Consider the following 21,678-nt stretch of genomic DNA (forward strand, 5'->3'; position numbering starts at 1 on the left):
GGTTCTGAACATGGTCTACGGGCTGCTGGCGATGGCCGTGCTCGTCGCGGTCCTCGGGGTCGTCAACACCCTGGCCATGTCGGTGTTCGAGCGTTCCCAGGAGATCGGCATGCTCCGCGCGATCGGCCTGGACCGCAAGGGCGTCAAGCGGATGGTCCGCCTGGAGTCCCTGGTGATCTCCCTGTTCGGCGGGGTGCTCGGCATCGGCCTCGGCGTGTTCTTCGGCTGGGCGGCCGGCCGGCTGGTGGGCTCCACGGTGGCGACGTACGAACTGATCCTGCCCTGGGACCGGCTGGCGGTCTTCCTGCTGCTGTCCGGCGCCGTGGGCATCCTCGCGGCACTGTGGCCGGCCCGGCGGGCGGCACGGCTGAACGTGCTCGGGGCGATCAAGGCCGAGTAGCCATCGGCGGCCGGAGGGTGGAGCAGTACGGGGGGCGGGGCGCGGGCCCTGTTCCGGTGGCCGAAGCCGGCTCGGCGTCGGTCGCCGGACCAGGGCCCTTCGTCGTGCCGGGTGCCATCCGAGGGGCGGAGGGACGGGCACCGCTCCGTCAGTTCCAGGTGCGGGCGCGCAAGGGGAGACCGGAGGTGCCGGATCCGGGGGTCCGCACGGCCAGGACCTGGTTGACGCCGAGGCGGTTGCGTTCGAAGGCGAGCGCGGAGGCGGCCATGTACAGCAGCCAGACGCGGGCACGGCCGGGCCCCGCGAGGGAGACCGCCCGGTCCCAGTCGGCCTCCAGGTTCGCCACCCAGCGGCGCAGGGTGAGTGCGTAGTGCTCGCGGATCGACTCGACGTCGCGCGTCTCGAAGCCGGCCCGCTCCAGCAGGGACACGGTGGTGCCCACGAGGGCGAGTTCACCGTCGGGAAAGACGTACGCGTCGATGAACGGGGTCAGTTCGTACTCCGTCTCGTCCCGCTGCGGGCGGCGCGCGATCTGGTGGTTCAGCAGCCGCCCGCCGGGCCTCAGGAGGCGGTGCAGAGCGGTGGCGTACTCCAGATAGCGCGGGGAGCCGACGTGTTCGGCCATGCCGATCGAGGAGATGGCGTCGTAGGGGCCGTCCGTGACGTCCCGGTAGTCCTCGACGCGGATCTCGACGCGGTCGGTGAGTCCTTCTTCGGCGACGCGCTTGCGGGCGTACCCGGCCTGCGCCTGGGAGAGGGTGACGCCGACGACGCTCACGCCGTGCTCGCGGGCGGCGTGGATCGCCATGGAGCCCCAGCCGCAGCCGACGTCCAGCAGCCGCTGCCCGGGCGTCAGGGCGAGTTTGCGGCAGACGAGTTCGAGCTTGTCGCGCTGGGCCTGTTCGAGGGTCGCCCGCGGCGGCGGGGCGGGCCAGTAGGCGCAGGAGTACACCATGGACGGGCCGAGGACGATCTCGTAGAAGTCGTTGCCGACGTCGTAGTGGTGGCTGATGGCCCGCCGGTCGCTGTGCTTGGTGTGCAGGCCGCGGCGGGGCCTGCGGACCTCCTCCGGGGGCGGGCCGGGCGGCAGCGGCGGGCCGGCCAGCGCGGCGAGGCCGCGGACGGCGGAGCGGACGCCCGGGTCACGCAGGGACCGGGCGAGGGTGGGGGCGTCCTCGCCGCGCTGCCAGACGAGGCCGGCGATGGCGTCGAGGGCGGTGTACAGGTCGCCCTCGACGCCGAGGTCACCGGTCACCCAGGCGCGGGCGAGGCCGAGTTCGCCCGGCTTGAACAGCAGGTGGCGCACGGCACGGCGGTTGCGTACGACGAGGATCGGGGCGGTGGGCGGACCGGCCTGTGATCCGTCCCAGGCGCGGATGCGCAGCGGGAGGGGCGCCCCCACCAGCTGTTCGACAAGGCCCTTCAGCCGCGGAGCGGCGTCTCTCATGGTGTACACCTCCGATAGGGCCGTCCCCTGCTCGAGCGAGGTCGAGAGCCTGGGGAGGGGAAATCCCGGAATGTCCTCACCAAGAAAACACCCACGGTGCGTGGGCAAAACGCGGAAAGGGCCGCCCGCACCACGGATGGCGGGCGGCCCTTTCGAGGAGCCGAAGACGGCCCGGCAGACGGCCGGTCACTCCCGACGGGCGAACCGGGGGCCGTCGGACGGGCCTTCGGGTCGGGCGGACCGCAGGCCGCCCGGCCGGGCGCGGGCCCGGCGGGGCCTGCGGGTCGGGCGGCCTGCGGTGAGGAAGCCTGCGGTGAGGAAGCCTGCGGTCAGGAAGCCTGCGGTCAGGAGGCCTTGGCCTTCTCGCTCCCGGCCTTCTCCGCCTTCCCGGCCGGGACCGGCTCGGCGGCCGCGGGCAGCGGCGCCGGCTTCGCGGCCTCGTAGAACTCGTCGCGCGGGGACTGGATCGCACCCAGCGAGACGACCTCGCGCTTGAGGAAGACGGCGAGCGTCCAGTCGGCGAAGACGCGGATCTTGCGGTTCCAGGTCGGCATCGCGAGGCCGTGGTAGCCACGGTGCATGTACCAGGCGAGACGGCCCTTGAGCTTGATCTTCATCTTGCCCATGACGATCATCGCGACGCCCTTGTGCAGGCCGAGGCCCGCCACCGCGCCCTTGTTGGCGTGGCTGTAGTCCTTCTGCGGGAAGCCCCGCATGCCGGAGACCACGTTGTCGCCGAGGACCTTGGCCTGGCGCAGCGCGTGCTGGGCGTTCGGCGGGCACCAGGCGTTCTCGTTGCCGGCCTTGCGGCCCACGAGGTCCGGCACCTGGGCGTTGTCGCCCGCGGCCCAGATGTAGTCGGTGCCGGTGACCTGGAGGGTCGGCCGGGTGTCGACGTGGCCGCGCGGGCCCAGCGGCAGGCCGAAGCGGGCCAGTGCCGGGTTCGGCTTGACGCCCGCCGTCCACACGATCGTGTGGGAGTCGACCTCGAGGCCGTTCTTCAGCACGACGTGGCCGTCGACGCAGGAGTCCATGGAGGTGGAGAGGTAGACCTCGACACCGCGGCTCTCGAGGTGCTCCTTGCCGTACGCGCCGAGCTTGGGACCCACCTCGGGGAGGATCTTGTCGGCGGCGTCGACGAGGATGAAGCGCATGTCCTCGCGGGAGACGTTCCTGTAGTACTTGGCCGCGTCCCGGGCCATGTCCTCGACCTCGCCGATGGTCTCCGCGCCCGCGAAGCCACCGCCCACGAAGACGAAGGTGAGCGCCTTGCGGCGGATCTCCTCGTCCGTGGTGGAGTCGGCCTTGTCGAGCTGCTCGAGGACGTGGTTGCGCAGGCCGATGGCCTCCTCGATGCCCTTCATGCCGATGCCCTGCTCGGCGAGGCCGGGGATCGGGAAGGTGCGGGAGACCGCGCCGAGCGCGATGACCAGGTAGTCGAAGGGCAGCTCGTAGGCCTCGCCGACGAGCGGCGCGACCGTGGCGACCTTGCGGTCCTGGTCGATGGTGGTGACCCGGCCGGTGAGAACCTCCGCCTTGGGGAGCACGCGTCGCAGGGGGACGACGACGTGCCGCGGGGAGATGTTGCCGGCGGCGGCTTCGGGGAGGAAGGGCTGGTAGGTCATGTACGACCGCGGGTCGACGACGGTGACGGTCGCCTCGCCGTAACGCATCTTCTTCTGGATGCGCCGAGCTGCGTACAGGCCTACGTACCCACCGCCTACTACGAGGATCCTGGGACGCTCCGTGGTGCTCATGCCATCGAGTATCCACCCGCCCCGGGGGGTGGGCTCGTGCGCCCCTTCACAAGCTCGGACAGTGCTCGTGTTACACTTCCCGGCTTTTGTGATCAAGCCCATGCCGGGATCCGGGAACCAGGGCCGTACGCGACCCGTTGTCAATGCCGCGTGAGCTGCCTCTCTTCGATCCCGAGGCCCCCGTGAGGTCGCGCGCGGAGGGTCGGCGGCGACCCCTTGAGGACCCCCCGCCCGCGCCTCCTGAACATGTTCAAAGCGGCCCAGGGAGCCCGAAAGGGGCAACCGGACCCGGTTCTTCGACCTGCCGGGCCGATTTCCTTGTGAAGAACTTCACGAACTTTCCCGCCGACACTCCGCGGAAGGGCCCGACCGGCCCTTCCGATCACCGCTCAAAGCGTGTTCCCGCTGCTCAGCAGAGCACTACGCGTCAGTGGCGACGGACCGGGCGATCCGGTCCAGCATCGCTCACGAACGCGACTCCCGACAGGTGTCGCGTGTACACGTGCGCGCGTACGCTGACCTCATGAGTGAGAACACAGTGACCGTGCGGGAAGCCCGCGCACACCTCGCCGACCACATCAACCGGGCTGCAGAAGGCGTGCCGACTGTCATCACGCGCAATGGCGCCCCGGTGGCCGCCGTGGTGCCGATCTCGGACTTCGAAGCGTTGGAGGAAGCGGCCGACGTGATGCTGGCGCGCGAGGCCGAAGCGGTGCTGGCCGAGGGAGGCAGCACCGTCACCATGGCGGAACTGCTGGCGGACCTGTTCACCGAGCAGGACGGCGAGGCGACGTGAAGTACGCCTTCCGGTTCACCACGGCTGCGCAGCGGCAACTCCGGGCCATCAGCCGACCCGACGCCATGCGCATCCTGACCGCGCTGACCTCACTCGGTGACGACCCGTACCGCCAGGATGCCGACGTCAAGAAGCTCACCGGCCCGTCGGGCCTCTACCGGCTCCGGGTCGGAAGCTACCGGATCGCCTACCAGATCAACGATGGTGAACTCGTCGTTCTCGTCGTCAAGGTGGGCTACCGGCGGGACGTCCACCGCAACCTGTGACGCCCCACCCGACACCGAGACCGCCGGGCACCGCCCCTCAGCGCACCTCGCTCGCCGTGAAGTGAGCGATCCCGTCCAGGATGTCGTGTTCGCTGACGACGACCTCCTTCGCGCCGGTGCGTTCCATGAGGGAGAGCAGGACGAGGGCGCCCGCCCCGATGACGTCGACCCGGCCCGGGTGCATGGAGGGGATCGCCGCGCGTTCGGCGTGGGTGGCGTGGAGCAGGCGGTCGGTGATCTCGCGGACGCGTTCCCGGGTGACCCGGGAGTGGTGGATGGCCGTCGAGTCGTACGCGGGCAGGTCCTGGGCGATCGCCGACACGGTCGTGACCGAACCGGCCAGGCCGACCAGGGTGCGGGCCTCACGCAGCGGGACCGTCCGCTCGGCCCGGTCGAGGGCAGCCTCGATGTCGGCCCGCATCGCCGCGATCCGTTCCTCGGACGGCGGGTCCTGCACCACCCCGTCCCGCAGCAGGTGCCGCTCGGTCATCCGTACGCAGCCCACGTCGACGGACCGGGCGGCCCGTACGCGGTCGTCGCCCACGACGAACTCGGTGGAGCCGCCGCCGATGTCCACGACCAGGAACGGGCGGTGCAGGTCCGCACGGCCCGTCAGTTCCCTGGTGGCGCCGGTGAAGGAGAACTCGGCCTCCTGGTCGCCGGTGATGACCTCGGGCTCCACGCCGAGGATGTCCAGCACCCCGCGCACGAACGCGTCGCGGTTCTCGGCGTCGCGGGAGGCGGAGGTGGCGACGAAGCGGACGCGCTGCGCGCCGTGCTCCTTGATGACCCGGGCATACGCGCGGCAGGCGGCGAACGTCCGCTCCAGCGCCTCGGGGGCGAGCCGGCCCGTACGGTCGACGCCCTGGCCGAGCCGAACGATCGTCATGCGCCGGTCCAGGTCGACGAGTTCACCCGTCCGCGGGTCGACGTCGGCCACCAGGAGCCGGATCGAGTTGGTACCGCAGTCGATGGCGGCGACGCGGGTCATCGGTCGTCCTCCTCGAGCGGCCTGGCCGCGAAGTAGCCGCCGTCCGAGCTCTCCACCTGCCATCCCTCACCGGCGGGCGGCTCGGCGGCCGTCACGCACGGGCCCTTGCGCCACCACTGCGGCAGCATCGCGAGCGCCTCGTCGCCCAGCGGGTTGACGCCGGGGCCGGCGGCCAGCGAGTGGGCGACCAGGACGTGCAGGCACTTCACCCGGTCCGGCATCCCGCCGGCGCTCGGGAAGTCCTTCAGTTCCTCGATCTCGTCGCGGCGCCGGACGTAGTCCTCGTGCGCCGCGCGGTAGGCGGCCGCCAGCACCGGGTCCGTCGCCAGCCGCTCCGTCATCTCCTTCATCACGCCGTTCGCCTCCAGCGTCCCGATCGCCGAGGCGGCCCGGGGGCAGGTGAGGTAGTACAGCGTCGGGAAGGGGGTGCCGTCGGGCAGCCTCGGTGCGGTCTCGACGACGTCCGGCTGGCCGCAGGGGCATCGGTGCGCGATGGCGCGCAGCCCGCGCGGGGGCCGCCCGAGCTGCTGTGTGAACGCCTCGACGTCCGCGTCGGTCGGGTCGGTGCGCGGGGTCGTGGGCGGGGGCGTTTCCATACCTGTCTTTCTGCGGTGCTGGTGCTCGTGAGGAGTAAGGCTACGGCGCCGGGCTCATCGCCCGGCCGCATCGGACGTGTCGACGCCGTCCCAGACGTTGGCGTACCAGGGGCGGTCGGCCGATCCGCGGTCGGCGCGCGGCTGCTCGGCCGCACCCGGGCCGATCACGATGTAGCCGGTCTCGCCGGGCATGACGTAGTGCAGCCGGGCGCGGACCTGCTGCTCGGCGTAGGCGTCGTCCTGCCAGCGCGCCTTCAGGTCGCGCAGCTGCTCGACCCGCTGCCTGGCCGCGTCCTGCTCCTGCTGGAGGTCGGCTATGTCGGCGCGCTGGGACACGTACTCCCGCATGGGATAGGCGAGGGCCACGATCAGCGAGCAGACGACCAGGGCGAGCAGCGCGGCCCGGCCGGTCAGCCGGGAGCGGCGGGCCTGGCGTTTGGTCTGCGAGCGGTAGACCCGGGCGGCGGTCTGCTCGCCGATCAGCCGGATCCTGGTCGCGGTGGAGAACCGGTCCCGGTCCTTCACGGCCATCTCCCCGCCTCCCGTTCCCCTGTCATACGCGCGTACGTCCCCGGACACGGTACGGGACCGCGTCCGGGGACGTACGGACGCCCGGCCAGGACACGACGACCTCGGTCGTCACCCGGCGCGGGCCGTCGGTTCGGCGGATCAGCCCTTGAACCGCGGGAAGGCGCTGCGGCCGGCGTACACCGCGGCGTCGTCGAGGATCTCCTCGATGCGCAGCAGCTGGTTGTACTTGGCGACACGCTCGGAGCGGGCCGGGGCACCGGTCTTGATCTGGCCGCAGTTGGTGGCGACGGCCAGGTCGGCGATGGTGACGTCCTCGGTCTCGCCGGAGCGGTGCGACATCATGCACTTGAAGCCGTTGCGCTGGGCCAGCTCGACGGCGTCCAGGGTCTCGGTCAGCGAACCGATCTGGTTCACCTTGACCAGCAGGGCGTTGGCCGCGCCGTCCTCGATGCCGCGGGCCAGGCGCTCCGGGTTGGTGACGAACAGGTCGTCGCCGACGATCTGGACCTTGTCGCCGAGCTTGTCGGTGAGGGCCTTCCAGCCGTCCCAGTCGTCCTCGAACAGCGGGTCCTCGATGGAGACCAGCGGGTACGCGGCGACCAGCTCGGCGTAGTACTCCGTCATCTCGGCGGCGGAGCGCTCCTTGCCCTCGAAGACGTACGTGCCGTCCTTGTAGAACTCGGAGGCGGCGACGTCGAGCGCGAGGGCGATCTGCTCGCCGGGGGTGTAACCGGCTTCCTTGACGGCCTCGAGGATGAGGTCGAGGGCCTCGCGGTTGGAGCCGAGGTTCGGGGCGAAGCCGCCCTCGTCGCCGAGGCCGGTGGACAGGCCGCGGCCCTTCAGCACCTTCTTCAGCGTGTGGTAGACCTCGGTGCCCCAGCGCAGGGCCTCGGAGAAGGACTCCGCGCCGATCGGGGCGATCATGAACTCCTGGATGTCCACGTTGGAGTCCGCGTGCGAACCGCCGTTGAGGATGTTCATCATCGGCACCGGCAGCAGGTGCGCGTTGGGGCCGCCGAGGTAGCGGAACAGGGGCAGGTCGCTGGCCTCGGAGGCGGCGTGGGCGACGGCCAGGGAGACGCCGAGGATGGCGTTGGCGCCGAGGGAGCCCTTGTTGTCGGTGGCGTCCAGGTCGAACATCGCCTGGTCGATCAGGCGCTGCTCGGTGGCGTCGTAGCCGACGAGCTCCGGGCCGATCTGCTCGATGACGGCCAGGACCGCCTTCTCGACGCCCTTGCCCTGGTAGCGGTCGGGGTCTCCGTCACGGAGTTCGATGGCCTCGAAGGCGCCGGTGGAGGCGCCGGACGGGACGGCGGCACGACCCGTGCTGCCGTCGTCGAGGCCGACCTCGACCTCGACCGTGGGGTTGCCTCGGGAGTCCAGGATTTCCCGGGCTACGACGACGTCGATGGACGGCACGAGCATCTCCTTCATGGATGTGACGTGGTTCAGCGGGGCCACGGGGCCCTGCGGACCCGAGCCTATCCGGCTCGGGGCGATCGGCCATCCGGCCGGCCGCTTCGCGGACAGAACCGAGAGTAAATTGTTTCCGAACGAAACAAAGACGTGTCCGGGAAACCCGGGAACGGGAGGCCCGCTCCGACCACGGGAAAGCCCCGCCCCGGCGCGCACGGGGGACGCGCGCCGGGGCGGGGCGGACCTCCGCGGGGCCGGGGCCCGGACCCGCGGCCGACGTCCTACTTCAGGTGCAGCTGCTGGCCCGGGTAGATGAGGTCGGCGTCCTCGACGATGTCGTCGTTCAGCTTGAACAGCTTGCCCCAGCCGCCCTTGACGTCGTTCTCCGAGGCGATCGAGCTGAGGGTGTCGCCCTTGAGGACCTTGTACTCGCCGTCGCCCTTCTTGACCTTCTCGCCGGTCGGGGTGGTGACGGTCTTCCTGGCGGCCGGACGCTCGTCGGAGCGGGAGGCCTTCTGCCCGGCGGAACGCTCGGGAGCGGCCTCGGTGCTCTGCTCCGGCGCCTGCTGCTCCGGCGCCTGCTGCTGGGAGCCCTGCGAGGGACCGCTGCCCTGACTGCCGGAGTTCTGGCTGCCCGAGCTCTGGCTGCCCGGGCTCCCGGCGGAACCGCCACCGGTGTAGGCGGCGCCGGACAGGCCCTTGCCGCAGACCGGCCAGGCGCCCTTGCCCTGGCCCGCGAGGACCTTCTCGGCGATCTCGATCTGCTGGGCCTTGCTGGCCTGGTCGGCGGTGGCGGCGTACTTCGTGCCGCCGTAGCCGGCCCAGGTGGAGGCGGAGAACTGCAGGCCGCCGTAGTAGCCGTTGCCGGTGTTGATCGACCAGTTGCCACCGGACTCGCACTGGGCGACGGTGTCCCACTCGGCGGCGGTGGCGGCGGAGGCGTTGCCGGCCGCCATCAGCGGGGCGGCGACGGCGGCACCGGTGACGCCGGCGACGGCGATGGCACGGGTGGCCTTGGACGGACGACGGTGCTTGCCCTTGCTGGAAAACAGCATGGTTGGATCCCCTCACCGACGCCTACGAGGTGAGCTGTCGGGTTCGGGCCGGTTGAGTTGCCCGGCCGCGTTCCCTTGCGGGACGCGGCTTCACCCCGAGCCGTGTCCGGCGTACTTCACCGGATCCGGCGCCTACCTTGGGTCCCCCGCTCCTGCCTACGGCGCATGACGCGACGACTGTTCCCGTGCTGCCACTGGCAGGATTCGGCGTGGCGGCAGCCGGGGCCCGTGATGACGAGCGGTCACGACCGTAGACACGCTCGCAGCGGATTATCAAAGACGATCAGGGCTTCTGAGACCTATCTCTCATCACCTTTAAACCGGACATTTGTTGCGAACCATGACTCTCAACTTCCGCCATCGGCGCGCTTTTTCGCACTCCGGGCCACCTGTCACCCGGTCGGCGCGACGTCATCACCCGACCGGCGCAGGGCCGACACCCGAGCGACCGGACACCGCTGCGGGAATGTCAGAATTCAACCGACTCAAACCAGAATGCGATCCCTTAACCGAAAAGGGTGAGATGCGGGGTGGCGGCACCCTCGGCCTCGTCACCCCCGCCGTACTGGGCGAGCCATCCGCCGCCGAGGGCAAGGGAGTCGGAGGCGGCCGAGGAGCCGCTCGCGGAGCCCGAGCCGGAGTCGCTCGACGGGGAGGAGCTGTCGAGGCCGCGCGCGAAGCCGAGACCGCCGCGCGACGCGTGCCGCCCGGAGGATCCGGCATCACGGTCCTCACGCGCCTCCTCCTCGGCACTGGCGCCGCGGTGACGGCCGCTGCCGGAGTCCTCACCGTCGGCCGATTCCGAAGCGTCGGCCTTCTGCCCCGGCTTGCCCGAGTCGTCCCCCTGGGTGGAAGGAGACGCGGAGGGGGAGGGAGAGGCATCCGCTCCCGCTTCCTTCTCCTTCTCCTTCTCCTGGCCGTCCTCGTCGTCCTCGTCACCCCCGGCACCCTTCGCGTCCGACGAGGAGCCGGCGGACGGGGAGGGTGACGGAGTGGCGGATCTTTCGGAGCCGGACGCACCCGACGCGTCACCCTCCACGCCGGTGTCGACGTCGAGCGCGGGCGCGTCCTGGTCCAGGCCCCCCAGCAGCCCGCAGGCTCTCCACACGCCGACACCCCGGTCGGCGAGAATCTTCTCGGCCACGGCTATCTGCTGGCCGCGGCTGGCCTGGTCGGCGCTGATCGCGTAGTCGAGGCCGCCGTAGGCTTCCCAGTCCTCCTGGGTCAACTGCAGGCCGCCGTAGTAGCCGTTGCCGGAGTTCTGGCTCCAAGAGCCGCCCGACTCGCACTCGGCCACCCGGTCCCAGGTCGAGCCGTCGGCGGCACTGGCGGCGCCGGCCCCGAGGAGAGGGATCGCGATGGCCGAGCCGGTCACTCCGGCCGCGACGAGGAGAGCCGGAGCCTGGCGGGGGCGACGGTGACGACCGTTCCCGGAGAGCATGCGGAGACCTTTCGCAGGAGAACAGTTGCTCGCACGGCGTTTCGAACCATGGCGTGTGAAAAGCGGGACGCCGCGCTTGATGGGTGAACGTATAGGCAGTCGAACGTCTGTCACAAGTTCATGCCGCGCAGATCACACGAAGATCACAGAATTGAGTGGGTGTCACCTTTACGGACGTCCTACCAACGGTCGACGGACCGTGTCCGAGGGGGTCCTGACGGTCACTTGAGCCGCGGCCGACGGTCACGCCGAGGGCTTTTCCGGGGCCCTTCCAAAGACCATCCGGGGCATTTCGGAATGCTTTCCGGGCGCGTCGCCCCCGTTCGCAACATCACATCGGGGGCGGGGTGAATTTCACCGGCAGTGTGCGCAGTCCGCGCATGATGAGGCCGCCGCGCCAGCGCAGTTCGGCCGGATCCGCCGCGAGTTCGAGGTCCGGCAGCCGGGTCAGCAGCGTGGCGAGCGCGGTCTGGCCCTCCAGGCGGGCCAGCGGGGCGCCGAGGCAGTAGTGGATGCCGTGGCCGTACCCCAGATGCTGGTTGTCGCGCCGTGCGAGGTCGAGCGCGTCGGGGTCGGCGAACCGCTCCGGATCGCGGTCCGCGGCGGCCAGGACGACGAGGACCGGGTCACCGGCGGAGATGTGCTGCCCGCCGACGGTGAGCGCCTCGGTGGCGAACCGCCAGGTGGCCAGCTCCACGGGCCCGTCGTAGCGCAGGAGTTCCTCCAGCCCGGTCTCCAGCAGCCCGCGCTCCCCGGCGGCGAGGGACGTCTGCAGGCGCTCGCGCTGCCCCGGGTGGGTGAGGAGGGCGTAGGTGCCGTTGCCGATGAGGTTGACGGTGGTCTCGAAGCCGGCGAACAGCAGGATGAACGCCATGGCTGCGGCCTCGTTCTCGGTGAGGTGCTCGCCGTGGTCGGAGGCGCGGATCAGGCCGGAGATGAGGTCCTCGCCGGGGGCGGGTTCGGCGGGCAGGGCCTCGCGCTTGCGGTGGATCAGGTCGGCCAGGTAGCCGCGCATCTTCTTGACCGACCGGGCGACACCGCCCCTGGGCCCGCCCGCGTGCCGGATCATCATGCCCGCCCAGTCGCGGAAGTCGTCCTGGTCCTCCCTCGGGACGCCGAGCAGGTCGCAGATGGCGTAGATGGGGAGCGGGAAGGCGAAGTCGTGGATGAGGTCGGCGGAGCCGCCTTCCGCGAACCGGTCGATGAGCCCGTCGGTGAGCTCCTGCACCCGGGGCGCGAACTCGGCGACCCGGCGCGGTGTGAACGCCTTGCTGACCAGCCTGCGCAGCCGGGTGTGGTCCGGCGGGTCGATGTTGAGCAGATGCGTCATCAGCTCGGCCTTGCGCTCACCGGGGATACCGGTCCTGCCCCTGGCGTGGGCGGGCCCGTCGTGGTGCGCCGGGTTCTTCGAGAGACGGGGGTCGGCGAGCGTCTGCTTGGCGTCGGCGTACCGGGTGACCAGCCAGGCCTCCACCCCGCTGGGCAGCCGCGTCCGGTGCACCGGCGCGTGCTCCCTCAGCCAGGCGTACGCGGGGTAGGGGTCGCTCGCGAACTCCCAGGTGAAGAGTTCGGGGGCGCCGTGCTCGGGCCGGGGCTGAGGCTGGTGCTGGTCGGTCACCGCTCGACCGTATCCGGCGGCACGCGGGCAGGTACGACCTGCTCCCCCGGTGCCCGGCGGCACCGGGGGACCGCGCCCTACTCCCCCACGCCCTCGGCGGCCCGTATCGCGTCCCGGTAGGCCCGGGCGGCCGCGCGCAGCGCCGCTTCCGGGTCGACGCCCTCCGCCTCGGCCCGCGCCGCGAGGCCGAGCAGTTCGTAGCCGATGCCCTCCGCCCGGGGCAGGGGGACGTCCAGGCCCGCCGTGCGGACGCGGGAGGCGAGTTTGGCGGCGAGAGCCAGTCCCGGCTGGCCGAGCGGGACGCCCTCGGTGACCGAGGTGCGCCGCTTCTCGACCGCCTTGGTGCGCAGCCAGTGCTCCTTGACCTCCTCGGGGGTGGTCGCCGTCTCGTCGCCGAAGACGTGGGGGTGACGGTGGATGAGCTTGGCGACGATGCCGCCTGCCACGTCGTCGACGGAGAAGGGCTCCTCGGGGTGCTCCTCGGCTATCCGGGCGTGGAAGACGACCTGGAGGAGGACGTCGCCCAGTTCCTCGCGCAGTTCGTCGCGGTCGCCCTCCTCGATCGCCTCGACGAGTTCGTACGCCTCCTCGATGCCGTACTTCGCCAGGCCCTGGTGGGTCTGCCGGGAGGACCAGGGGCACTCGGCGCGGATGCGGTCCATGACCTGGACGAGGTCGAGCAGGCGGGCGCCCGGCAGGTCGTAGGAGGCGGGGAGCAGTTCCAGTTCCGGCATCGGGACGCGGCCGGTGCCGGCGAGGCGTGCCAGTCCGTCGGTCAGGGCGGGCTCGCCCTCGCCGGTCGCCACGACCACCACCGTGCGCCCGCCGGCGCAGGCGTCCACCAGCTCCCCGGCGGCCGGGGAGGTCTCCTCGACCGGTATGCCCGCCTCCCGCAGATACGGCAGCTGCGGATGGGTGCCGTCCGCGCACAGCACCGTGTCGGCCGCGCGCAGGGTCTGCCAGGCGGGCCAGGACAGCAGGCCGGGCGCGACGCGGTGGCTGGTGGTGAGCAGGACGATGCGGCCGGTCGGGGCCGCGGGGGGTGCCGCGGGGCTGGTTGCGTTCACGATCAGAAACTAACCCACGGCGCCGCCGGTCCTCCGGAGGTTGTCCACAGGGGGACCGGCGCGGTGTGACGGTACGCCCGGCTCGTCGGGCGACCGCCCGGCTCGTCAGGCGACCGGCTGGGCCGCGGCTTCCCCCGTGACGTCCCGCACCCACGGGGTCCTGGCGTCGACGCGGCTGCTCTTCTCGTCGTCCCAGGTGCCGTAGCGCGGGTTGAGGTCGACGTCGAGCTCCTTGCTCGCCTCGGACAGCGCCTGCCAGAACTCGGGCCTGCTGGTGTCGGTGCCGAGCCGCTGGGCGAGCTTCTGGGCCTGGAGCTGCAGGCGGAGGTTGCCGTCGAGCCGCTCCGGCGGGATGCCGTACTGCTGCAGCCAGGCCGTCTCCAGTTCCTCGGCCCCGCCGGCCTGCTCCTCCAGACCGGAGCGCATCTCCTGGACCTCCTTGGGGGTGACCGTCACACCGGCGTCGCGCGCGGCGCGCTCCAGCACCCGGTCCAGGACCATGCCCTGCAGGGTGTCGCGGGTGAGGCTGCCGGTGCGGGCGATGACCTGCTCGTACTGGGCCTCGTCCGGCACCGCCTCCCGCTGGGCCGCGCGGATCTCGCCGACCCGGCTCTCCAGCTGCGACACCGTGATCCGCTGGCCGCCCACGACGGCCGCCGCCCCGGGACGGGCGTCGTTCCCGCAGGCGGTGAGCAGGGGGGCCGCCGCGGTGAGGGCGGCGGTGAGGAGGAGCGCGGTGCGGCGACGGCGGTGCAAGGAAACCTCCTGAGGAGAGCTTGTGCGGCGGTGCACAAAGTCCTGCGGTGATCGATGGTAGGCAGCGGCCGGGCTCCGGCCAACCCATTCGACCAACGATTCACCAGGACTTCCGGCACCGCCGCACCCCCGCCGGCCCGCCCGGGTGGTGAAAAAGGGCGTCCTGCCCCGCTATCCGTGCACCTGCCCCAGCCATTGCAGGGTCCGGCGGATCTCCCCGGCGAGCGGGTGGCCGAGGCCCTGGGAGCGCTCCACGTCGTGCAGCAGCCGGGCCAGGGTCTCGTGCGCGGCCGGGCGGTCGCCGAGGGCGAGCAGGAGGTGGCCGATGCGGCGGCGGACGTCATGGGCGAGCTGGGGGTCGCCTGCGGCCACGTACTGGTTCTCGTAGTACGGCAGCAGCGCCCGGTACTCGGAGAGCGCCGCTGCCGGCTGGCCGAGCTGCTCCAGGCACTGGGCCACCTCGTAGCGGTAGCGCAGGGACTGCGGGTCGGCCTGACCCGCCTCGGTGGCGCGTTCGTCGGCGAGGCGGCGCAGTTCGGGCAGCGCGCGCCGGTACTGGCCGTCGTCCAGGAGGGTGGCGGCGTACTGCTTGCGCAGGGTGCGGACGACCGGGGAGTGCTCGCCGTGCTCTTCGGCGGCGACGGGCAGGATGCCGCCGAGAATGTCCACCGCCTGGGTGATGCGGCCCTCGCCGAGCAGCCGCTTGACCTCGTCCACGGCGGCGGCGACATCGGCCTTCTCCGTGACGGGCGCGGGCGGTGCGGCGGGGACGGGCTGCGGCGCGGGGGTGCGCGCACGGTCCGGCCAGGGGGCGTGCGGACGCAGGAAGGGACGCGTGGGGTCGAGGGGCGCTCCGGTGGGTGTGCCCCGCGACGGCAGCAGCAGCGTCAGGTGCTCGTAGACCTCCTGGGCGGAGGCGGGGCGGTGCTGCGGGTCCTTGGCGAGCAGACGCAGGACCAGCGCCTCCAGGGCCTCGGGGACCTCCTGACGGACCTGGCGCACCGGCTGCGGCGCCTCGTAGAGGTGCCGGTGCAGCACGCCGAGCGCCGTCGAGCCCGCGAAGGGCACGTCGCCGCTGAGCAGTTCGTGCAGCAGCACGCCGAGCGCGTACAGGTCCGTGTACGGGCCGACCACGCCGCCCATCGCCTGCTCCGGGGCCATGTAGGCGGGCGAGCCGATGGGCGAACCGGTGTGGGTCAGGCGCGTGGTGTCGCTGTCCATGACGGAGGCGACGCCCAGGTCGAGCACCGTGACCGTGCCGTCCTGCTTCACCATCACATTGCGCGGTTTGAGGTCACGGTGGACGATCGGCACGGCGTGCACCGCGCTCAGCGCGGCACACAGCTGCGCGGTCACCGACACCGCCCACTGCCACGGGTACGGGGTGTGCTCGGCGAGGTGGTCGCCGAGGTCGGCGCCGTCGACGTACTGCATGACGAGGAACAGCTCGTCGCCCTCGCTGCCCGCGTCGTGCACGGTGACGAGGCCGGGGTGGTCGACCTGCGCGGTCACCCGGCACTCGCGCACGAAGCGGCGGCGCAGTTCGTCGGCCTCCTGGCCGGCCACCTTGTCCGGGCGCAGCAGTTTCACCGCGACCCGCCGGTCCAGCCGCTTGTCGTAAGCCGTCCAGACCTGCCCCATGCCGCCCTGCCCGATGAGCGTGGACAGCTCGTAGCGGCCGGCGACGACACGTCCCGCCGCCACCCTCACCCGCCCCCTTGCTTGTTGCCGTCGCCCCGGCCGCCGTCGCTTCTGCGCAGGTAGTCGCTGAGCTCGTCGAGTTCGGCGCGCACCTGGTCGATCCGGGCCGGCCCGGGCTGCTGCGGCGACCGGGCCGGAGGTACGGGGGTGAGGGCCCCGTCGTGGTGCGGCACGGGCGGCCGGGGCATCTGCGGGGGCGTCCCGGGCTGGGGCTGCGGCACCGGCGTGTGCGCGTACGGCGATGCGGGCTGCGGGTAGCCGTACGGGGCGGGGGCGCCACCGTGCGCGTGCATCGTCGTGGCGTGGGGCGACGGCATGCCGTGCACCCCGTACTGGCGCAACCGGTGGTGGTGGCGGATGTCCACGGTCAGGTAGTACGCGGCGGCGGCGGCACCCAGGAGCAGGAGGCCGAAGAGGGCGACATCGGTCCGGGGGTCCGACTCCGGGAGCGAACCGATCACCATCAGCGGGAAGAGGGAGACCGGCAGGCTCACCCAGGCCATCAGCCAGTCGGGGAGGCGGCCCCGCAGGACCGCGACCCGGAACAGCGGCACGCAGGCCAGCAGCCCGCACGACAGGACGCCGGCGGCGGCGATCAGCACGCGCAGGGAGATGACCGTTGCCGTGCTGCGCTGGGGCGGCGCCGCGCCGTGGCCGTACATGACTGCTCCTGGACCGGTGTAGCCGATGGGACGAGTGGTGCGAGTAGTGCGAGGGGTACGAGCGCGCAAGTGACACGCGTGGTACGGGTGGTGCGGGTGGGCGAAACCGCGCGAGCGGAAGGCGCCGGGAAGTCCGAGCGTATAGGCCGATGGGGACAACCGGTCCCGGTGTGTACCGAACCGTTGCCGACCGGTGCCGTCAGGGCGGTCAGCCGCCGCACTGCCGCAGCATCATCTCCTTGTCGTCGGCGGTCACCGGCATCTCGTACTTGACGGCGACCTGGGCGAAGCGGACCGCGTACGCGCACCGGATCCGTTTGTTGGGCGGCAGCCAGGCCGCGGGCCCGGAGTCGCTCTTGGAGGAGTTGGCGCCGCCGTCGACCGGGAGGAGGTTGAGGCTGTCGTTCGCCAGCTGTTCCCGTTTGTCCACGGACCAGCGGGAGGCGCCCATCTGCCAGCTGTACGAGAGCGGCACCACGTGGTCTATCTGGACCTCGGTGGCTTTCGCCTTTTTCCAGGCGATGTCCTTGCCCGTGTACGGGTCGTACACGTCCATCGAGACGACCACGCAGTCGGACCCGGTACGGAACTCGACGTTGCGCCCGTGGAGTTTCAGCAAGTCGTTCCGCGTGTCGCAACCGTTGCGGGCGAACGGCACTCCGTCGGCCGTGTCCTTCCAGGCGTAGCCGAACTCGTCGCGGTCGTAACCGGTCTTCGGCCCGCGCCCCTTGGTCCGCACGGCCTCGATGAGTTCACGCCCGTCGGCGCGGTCCGTCTCCCCGGTCAGCGGGGCGAGGCCCGGTTCGGTGCCGTCCGGGTTGTCCAGGGGGCTGACGGCGCGTCCGTCCGGCGCCTGCGCCGCGCCGCCGCCTCCGCCCCCGGCGGGAGAGCCGCTCCCCTCCTCCAGGACCTCGCAGCCGGCGAGGAGCAGTACGGCGGCCAGCGCCGCCACCCCCGCGCGTCCCGCCGCGCCCCGCGTCCCGCCCCGTGCCGCGCACGCCGAGAACGTCGTCGAGTACCGCCCCACGGCGCACCACCCCTTTGCCCCTCTGCACCCGCCTCCGAACGGCCGGGTCGCACCTGGTCCCACCGTAGCCAGAGAGAGGTCCAGACCACATCGGCACAAATCGGGCATGAAGGGCGCATTCCGCGTAGGGTCGGTGCTGAGTCACCCGGGAAGGAGCTCCGGATGGGCATCCTCGACAAGTTCAAGAGCAATCGCTCGGCGCAGGACAAGGCGAAGAAGGCCTCCGACACCGCGGAGAAGAAGATCAACAAGAGGACCCGCGGCAAGCACGAGGGCCAGGTCGACGCCGGACAGCGGCAGGCCGAGAAACGGTTCGGCCTGCACCGGGACCGGGGCCGCCACGACCAGGCATAGACCCCGGGTCCCCAAGCTCAGCCGTCCGACCTCACGTCACCGGAACCCGACGTGGCCCAGGGCCGGGAACCGCCCACGGACCCCCTTCCCGTGGGCGGTTTCGCATGTCCGCCGTTTCGCGGGTCCGCCGTTTCGCGGGTCCGGGGCCCGGAACGGGGCGGGGCCGGTCACGACCCCAGGACCGACGTCAGGAACTCCCCGACCCACGCCAGCAACTCCCGGCTGACCAGCGGCTTCCCGCCCACCTTCGCGGTCTTCGGGCGGGGCACCAGCACCTGGCGCGTGGTCGGCTTGATGACCGTGCCCGGGTAGAGCCGCTTGAGGCGCAGTTCCTGGGACTCGCGCAACTCCACCGGCGCGAACCGGATGTTGTTGCCCTGCAGGACGATCTCGCCGACACCGCACGCGCGGGCGAGCATGCGCAGCCCCGCCACCAGCAGCAGGTTCTCCACCGGCTCCGGCAACGCGCCGTAGCGGTCGACGAGTTCCTCGCGCACCGCCGTGACGTCCTCCTCCTTGTCGGCGGCGGCGATCGCCCGGTACGCCTGCAGACGCAGCCGCTCGCCGGGCGCGTAGTCGTGCGGGACGTGCGCGTCGACGGGCAGCTCGATCTTGACCTCGAGCGGCGGCTCCTCCTGGATCCCGCCGGTCTCCAGCTGGCGCCGGTAGTCCGCGACGGCCTCGCCGACCATCCGGACGTACAGGTCGAAGCCGACGCCCGCGATGTGGCCCGACTGCTCGCCGCCGAGCAGGTTTCCGGCGCCGCGGATCTCCAGGTCCTTCATCGCCACGTACATGCCCGCGCCCATCTCGGTGTGCTGGGCGATCGTCGCGAGGCGCTCGTGCGCGGTCTCCGTCAGCGGCTTCTCCGGCGGGTACAGGAAGTACGCGTAACCGCGTTCCCGCCCGCGGCCGACCCGGCCGCGCAGCTGGTGCAGCTGGCTCAGGCCGAAGTTGTCGCCGCGTTCCACGATCAGGGTGTTGGCGTTGGAGATGTCGATGCCGGACTCGACGATCGTCGTCGAGACCAGCACGTCGAACTTCTTCTCCCAGAAGTCGACGACGACCTGCTCCAGCGCCGACTCCGACATCTGCCCGTGGGCGGTCGCGATGCGCGCCTCGGGCACGATCTCGCGCAGCCGGGCCGCCGCGCGGTCGATCGACTCGACCCGGTTGTGGATGTAGAAGACCTGCCCCTCGCGCAGCAGTTCACGGCGGACGGCCGCGCCGATCTGCCGCTGGTCGTACGGGCCGACGAAGGTGAGCACCGGGTGGCGCTCCTCCGGCGGCGTGGTGATCGTCGACATCTCACGGATGCCGGTGACCGCCATTTCCAGGGTGCGCGGGATCGGGGTGGCGGACATGGTCAGCACGTCGACGTTGGCGCGCAGCTTCTTCAGCTGCTCCTTGTGCTCGACGCCGAACCGCTGCTCCTCGTCGACGATGACCAGGCCCAGGTCCTTGAACTTCGTCTCCGAGGAGAACAGCCGGTGGGTGCCGATGACGACGTCCACCGAGCCGTCCTTCAGCCCTTCGAGGACCGCCTTCGCCTCCGTGTCGGTCTGGAACCGGGACAGCGCCCGCACGTTCACCGGGAACTGCGCGTACCGGTCGCCGAACGTCCCGAAGTGCTGCTGCACCAGCAGCGTGGTGGGGACGAGGACGGCGACCTGCTTGCCGTCCTGGACGGCCTTGAACGCGGCCCGCACCGCGATCTCCGTCTTGCCGTAGCCGACGTCGCCGCAGATCAGCCGGTCCATCGGGACCGTCTTCTCCATGTCCTCCTTGACCTCGGCGATCGTGGTGAGCTGGTCGGGCGTCTCCGCGTACGGGAAGGCGTCCTCCAGCTCGCGCTGCCAGGGCGTGTCGCCGCCGAAGGCGTGCCCGGGGGCCGCCATGCGCGCGCTGTACAGCTTGATCAGGTCGGCGGCGATCTCCTTGACGGCCTTCTTGGCGCGGGCCTTCGTCTTGGTCCAGTCGGCACCGCCGAGCCGGTGCAGGGTGGGTGCCTCGCCACCGACGTACTTGGTGATCTGCTCCAGCTGGTCGGTGGGGATGTAGAGGCGGTCGCCGGGCTGGCCGCGCTTGGCGGGGGCGTACTCCACCACCAGGTACTCGCGGGTCGCGCCCTGCACGGTGCGCTGCACCATCTCGACGTAGCGGCCGACGCCGTGCTGCTCGTGGACGATGTGGTCGCCCGGCTCCAGGGTGAGCGGGTCGATGGTCTTGCGGCGCCGGGCCGGCATCCGGGCGCCCTCGCGACCGGACGCCTTCTGGCCGGACAGGTCGGTCTCGGTGAGCACGGCCAGGTAGAGCACGGGGTCGACGAAGCCGTTGTCGAGGGAGCCGCAGGCAACGTGGACGACGGCCGGGGCGATCTCGCCGAGCTCTCCCGTCCCCGCCTTCCCGTCGGCCGCCCCGGCCAGGCGCGCCGGGATGCCCTCGCCGCCCAGCACCTCCACGGTGCGGGCGGCCGGGCCGTGGCCCTCGGTGACGAACACCGTGCGCCAGCCGCCGGCGAGCCAGCCCTTGGTGTCGGCGAGCGCCCGCGCGGTGTCGCCCCGGTAGGCCTCCGGGGCGCGCATGCCGAGCTTGAGGGTGTCCGAGCCCTCCGCCGCGCCACCCGTCCCGTCGCCGTCGTCGGACGCGAACGACTCGTCGGCGGCGAACGGCGACACCGACCACCACATCATCCCCAGTTCACGGGCCCGCTCCCGGACGTCCGCGATGGACCGCAGGGAGGCCGCGCCGACGTCGATGGGCGCCTCGCCTCCCTGGGCGGTGGCCGCCCAGGACGCCTGCAGGAACTCCTGCGAGGTCGCCACCAGGTCCGAGGCGCGGGTGCGCACCCGCTCCGGGTCGCACACGACGCCCATGCTGCCCTCGGGCAGGACGTCGAGGAGCAGCTCCATGTCGTCGACCAGGACCGGCGCGAGGGACTCCATGCCCTCCACCGCGATCCCCTCGGCGATCTTCCCGAGCAGCTCGCCCAGCTCCGGGTGCCGCTCGGCCAGCACCCGCGCCCGCTCCCGTACGTCCTCGGTGAGCAGCAGCTCGCGGCAGGGCGGGGCCCACAGGCCGTGCTCGGCGACCTCCAGGGAGCGCTGGTCGGCGACCTTGAAGTAACGGATCTCCTCGACCTCGTCGCCCCAGAACTCCACCCGGAGGGGGTGTTCCTCGGTGGGCGGGAACACGTCGAGGATGCCGCCGCGTACGGCGAACTCACCGCGCTTCTCGACCAGCTCCACCCGCGCGTACGCGGCGGCGGCGAGCGCCTCGACCGTCTCGTCCAGGTCGACGCTCCCTCCGCTGCGCAGCGCGACCGGTTCCAGCTCGCCCAGGCCCTTGACCTGCGGCTGGAGCACGGACCGTACGGGCGCGACGACGACCGACACCGGACCCGTCTCCGGGTCGTCCGCGCGGGGGTGCGTCAGTCGGCGCAGCACGGCCAGGCGGCGTCCCACGGTGTCGCTGCGCGGGCTGAGCCGCTCGTGCGGCAGCGTCTCCCAGGCCGGGTACTCCACGACCTCCTCGGGCGGGAGCAGGGAGCGCAGGGCCGCCGCCAGGTCCTCCGCCTCCCGGCCGGTCGCCGTCACGGCGAGCACCGTGCGGCCGGTCTCCCGGGCGAGGGCGGCGACCGTGAACGGGCGGGCGGCCGAGGGGCCGACCAGGTCGACATGCATGCGGTTGCCGTCGGCGGCCGCCGAGATCGCTTCCGCGAGGGCGGTGTCCTTGACGACGGCGTCCAACAGACCGTGCAGGCTCATTCGGGGCGGCTTCCCTCCGGAGGTGTGCAA

General features: G+C 71.8%; 19 protein-coding genes and 1 riboswitch. Of the genes, 4 read left to right on the top strand and 15 right to left on the bottom strand.

Annotation, left to right across the window (positions count from 1 at the left end; all coding sequences use genetic code 11):
• Positions 1 to 400, top strand: a 400-nt coding sequence (locus tag ORI94_RS23935) for an ABC transporter permease (protein ID WP_266079143.1), incomplete at its 5' end; no start/stop codon positions are given.
• A 148-nt stretch (positions 401 to 548) separates the two neighbouring features.
• On the opposite strand, the gene ORI94_RS23940 is transcribed toward ORI94_RS23935, so the two are convergent.
• Together ORI94_RS23940 and ORI94_RS23945 are read right to left on the bottom strand one after the other, a co-directional pair.
• Positions 549 to 1,847, bottom strand: coding sequence for an SAM-dependent methyltransferase (locus ORI94_RS23940; RefSeq protein ID WP_266079146.1), 1,299 nt, complete (start codon positions 1,845 to 1,847; stop codon positions 549 to 551).
• 344 nt (positions 1,848 to 2,191) lie between these two features.
• On the bottom strand, positions 2,192 to 3,604 hold the full coding sequence (locus ORI94_RS23945) for an NAD(P)/FAD-dependent oxidoreductase (protein WP_266079148.1): 1,413 nt from the start codon (positions 3,602 to 3,604) through the stop codon (positions 2,192 to 2,194).
• Between the two features lie 523 nt (positions 3,605 to 4,127).
• Between ORI94_RS23945 and ORI94_RS23950 the strand changes: the two genes are divergently transcribed.
• Both ORI94_RS23950 and ORI94_RS23955 read left to right on the top strand, forming a co-directional pair.
• Positions 4,128 to 4,400: a type II toxin-antitoxin system Phd/YefM family antitoxin gene (locus ORI94_RS23950; protein WP_266079150.1), complete on the top strand. Its 273-nt coding sequence runs from the start codon at positions 4,128 to 4,130 to the stop codon at positions 4,398 to 4,400.
• Positions 4,397 to 4,666, top strand: a complete 270-nt coding sequence (locus tag ORI94_RS23955) for a type II toxin-antitoxin system RelE family toxin (protein WP_266079152.1) — start codon at positions 4,397 to 4,399, stop codon at positions 4,664 to 4,666. Before ORI94_RS23950 ends, ORI94_RS23955 begins: the two co-directional genes overlap by 4 nt.
• 37 nt (positions 4,667 to 4,703) lie before the next feature.
• On the opposite strand, the gene ORI94_RS23960 is transcribed toward ORI94_RS23955, so the two are convergent.
• The 12 genes from ORI94_RS23960 to ORI94_RS24015 all read right to left on the bottom strand — a co-directional run bounded on the left by ORI94_RS23960 (position 4,704) and on the right by ORI94_RS24015 (position 17,452).
• Positions 4,704 to 5,657 (bottom strand): Ppx/GppA phosphatase family protein, encoded by a 954-nt coding sequence (locus ORI94_RS23960; protein ID WP_266079154.1) that lies wholly within the window; start codon positions 5,655 to 5,657, stop codon positions 4,704 to 4,706.
• Positions 5,654 to 6,253, bottom strand: coding sequence for a DUF501 domain-containing protein (locus ORI94_RS23965; RefSeq protein ID WP_266079156.1), 600 nt, complete (start codon positions 6,251 to 6,253; stop codon positions 5,654 to 5,656). Before ORI94_RS23965 ends, ORI94_RS23960 begins: the two co-directional genes overlap by 4 nt.
• A 54-nt stretch (positions 6,254 to 6,307) precedes the next feature.
• Positions 6,308 to 6,784: an FtsB family cell division protein gene (locus tag ORI94_RS23970; protein WP_266079158.1), complete on the bottom strand. Its 477-nt coding sequence runs from the start codon at positions 6,782 to 6,784 to the stop codon at positions 6,308 to 6,310.
• Positions 6,785 to 6,922: 138 nt separating this feature from the next.
• The gene (gene eno, locus ORI94_RS23975; protein WP_266079160.1) at positions 6,923 to 8,203 is read right to left on the bottom strand and encodes a phosphopyruvate hydratase; all 1,281 of its coding nucleotides are present in this window, start codon (positions 8,201 to 8,203) and stop codon (positions 6,923 to 6,925) included.
• 278 nt (positions 8,204 to 8,481) lie between these two features.
• Positions 8,482 to 9,255, bottom strand: coding sequence for a transglycosylase family protein (locus tag ORI94_RS23980; protein ID WP_266079162.1), 774 nt, complete (start codon positions 9,253 to 9,255; stop codon positions 8,482 to 8,484).
• 4 nt (positions 9,256 to 9,259) lie between these two features.
• Positions 9,260 to 9,429, bottom strand: a riboswitch (cyclic di-AMP (ydaO/yuaA leader).
• A 331-nt stretch (positions 9,430 to 9,760) separates the two neighbouring features.
• On the bottom strand, positions 9,761 to 10,696 hold the full coding sequence (locus tag ORI94_RS23985; RefSeq protein WP_266079164.1) for a transglycosylase family protein: 936 nt from the start codon (positions 10,694 to 10,696) through the stop codon (positions 9,761 to 9,763).
• 331 nt (positions 10,697 to 11,027) lie between these two features.
• Entirely contained in the window at positions 11,028 to 12,314 is a 1,287-nt protein-coding gene (locus ORI94_RS23990) for a cytochrome P450 family protein (protein WP_266079166.1), read from the bottom strand.
• 77 nt (positions 12,315 to 12,391) lie between these two features.
• Positions 12,392 to 13,381 carry a nucleoside triphosphate pyrophosphohydrolase gene (locus ORI94_RS23995; RefSeq protein ID WP_266079168.1) on the bottom strand — a complete coding sequence of 330 codons (990 nt, stop codon included), beginning with the start codon at positions 13,379 to 13,381 and terminating at the stop codon, positions 12,392 to 12,394.
• Positions 13,382 to 13,486: 105 nt separating this feature from the next.
• A complete protein-coding gene (locus ORI94_RS24000; RefSeq protein ID WP_266079170.1) occupies positions 13,487 to 14,137 on the bottom strand; it encodes a SurA N-terminal domain-containing protein in 651 nt (216 codons plus the stop codon).
• A gap of 171 nt (positions 14,138 to 14,308) precedes the next feature.
• Positions 14,309 to 15,805 carry a serine/threonine-protein kinase gene (locus tag ORI94_RS24005; RefSeq protein ID WP_266079433.1) on the bottom strand — a complete coding sequence of 499 codons (1,497 nt, stop codon included), beginning with the start codon at positions 15,803 to 15,805 and terminating at the stop codon, positions 14,309 to 14,311.
• A gap of 38 nt (positions 15,806 to 15,843) precedes the next feature.
• Positions 15,844 to 16,500, bottom strand: coding sequence for a hypothetical protein (locus ORI94_RS24010; protein ID WP_266079172.1), 657 nt, complete (start codon positions 16,498 to 16,500; stop codon positions 15,844 to 15,846).
• Positions 16,501 to 16,708: 208 nt separating this feature from the next.
• The gene (locus tag ORI94_RS24015) at positions 16,709 to 17,452 is read right to left on the bottom strand and encodes an HNH endonuclease family protein (protein ID WP_266079435.1); all 744 of its coding nucleotides are present in this window, start codon (positions 17,450 to 17,452) and stop codon (positions 16,709 to 16,711) included.
• Positions 17,453 to 17,689: 237 nt separating this feature from the next.
• On the opposite strand from ORI94_RS24015, the gene ORI94_RS24020 reads away from it, so the two are divergent.
• Positions 17,690 to 17,881 carry an Rv0909 family putative TA system antitoxin gene (locus tag ORI94_RS24020; RefSeq protein ID WP_266079174.1) on the top strand — a complete coding sequence of 64 codons (192 nt, stop codon included), beginning with the start codon at positions 17,690 to 17,692 and terminating at the stop codon, positions 17,879 to 17,881.
• A gap of 167 nt (positions 17,882 to 18,048) precedes the next feature.
• Here ORI94_RS24020 and mfd read toward each other — a convergent pair whose 3' ends face one another.
• A complete protein-coding gene (gene mfd, locus ORI94_RS24025; RefSeq protein WP_266079176.1) occupies positions 18,049 to 21,648 on the bottom strand; it encodes a transcription-repair coupling factor in 3,600 nt (1,199 codons plus the stop codon).
• Positions 21,649 to 21,678: the final 30 nt, after the last annotated feature.

The organism is Streptomyces sp. NEAU-W12, assembly GCF_026242095.1.
Classification (GTDB): Bacteria; Actinomycetota; Actinomycetes; order Streptomycetales; family Streptomycetaceae; genus Streptomyces.

Excerpts from the sequence above, each read along its gene's own strand:
- ORI94_RS24010 (WP_266079172.1), bottom strand. The coding sequence starts at position 16,500 with ATGTACGGCCACGGCGCGGCGCCGCCCCAGCGCAGCACGGCAACGGTC.
- ORI94_RS23985 (WP_266079164.1), bottom strand. The coding sequence starts at position 10,696 with ATGCTCTCCGGGAACGGTCGTCACCGTCGCCCCCGCCAGGCTCCGGCT.
- ORI94_RS23950 (WP_266079150.1), top strand. The coding sequence starts at position 4,128 with ATGAGTGAGAACACAGTGACCGTGCGGGAAGCCCGCGCACACCTCGCC.
- ORI94_RS23980 (WP_266079162.1), bottom strand. The coding sequence starts at position 9,255 with ATGCTGTTTTCCAGCAAGGGCAAGCACCGTCGTCCGTCCAAGGCCACC.
- ORI94_RS23970 (WP_266079158.1), bottom strand. The coding sequence starts at position 6,784 with ATGGCCGTGAAGGACCGGGACCGGTTCTCCACCGCGACCAGGATCCGG.
- ORI94_RS23960 (WP_266079154.1), bottom strand. The coding sequence starts at position 5,657 with ATGACCCGCGTCGCCGCCATCGACTGCGGTACCAACTCGATCCGGCTC.
- ORI94_RS23940 (WP_266079146.1), bottom strand. The coding sequence starts at position 1,847 with ATGAGAGACGCCGCTCCGCGGCTGAAGGGCCTTGTCGAACAGCTGGTG.
- ORI94_RS24020 (WP_266079174.1), top strand. The coding sequence starts at position 17,690 with ATGGGCATCCTCGACAAGTTCAAGAGCAATCGCTCGGCGCAGGACAAG.
- ORI94_RS23945 (WP_266079148.1), bottom strand. The coding sequence starts at position 3,604 with ATGAGCACCACGGAGCGTCCCAGGATCCTCGTAGTAGGCGGTGGGTAC.
- mfd (WP_266079176.1), bottom strand. The coding sequence starts at position 21,648 with ATGAGCCTGCACGGTCTGTTGGACGCCGTCGTCAAGGACACCGCCCTC.
- ORI94_RS23965 (WP_266079156.1), bottom strand. The coding sequence starts at position 6,253 with ATGGAAACGCCCCCGCCCACGACCCCGCGCACCGACCCGACCGACGCG.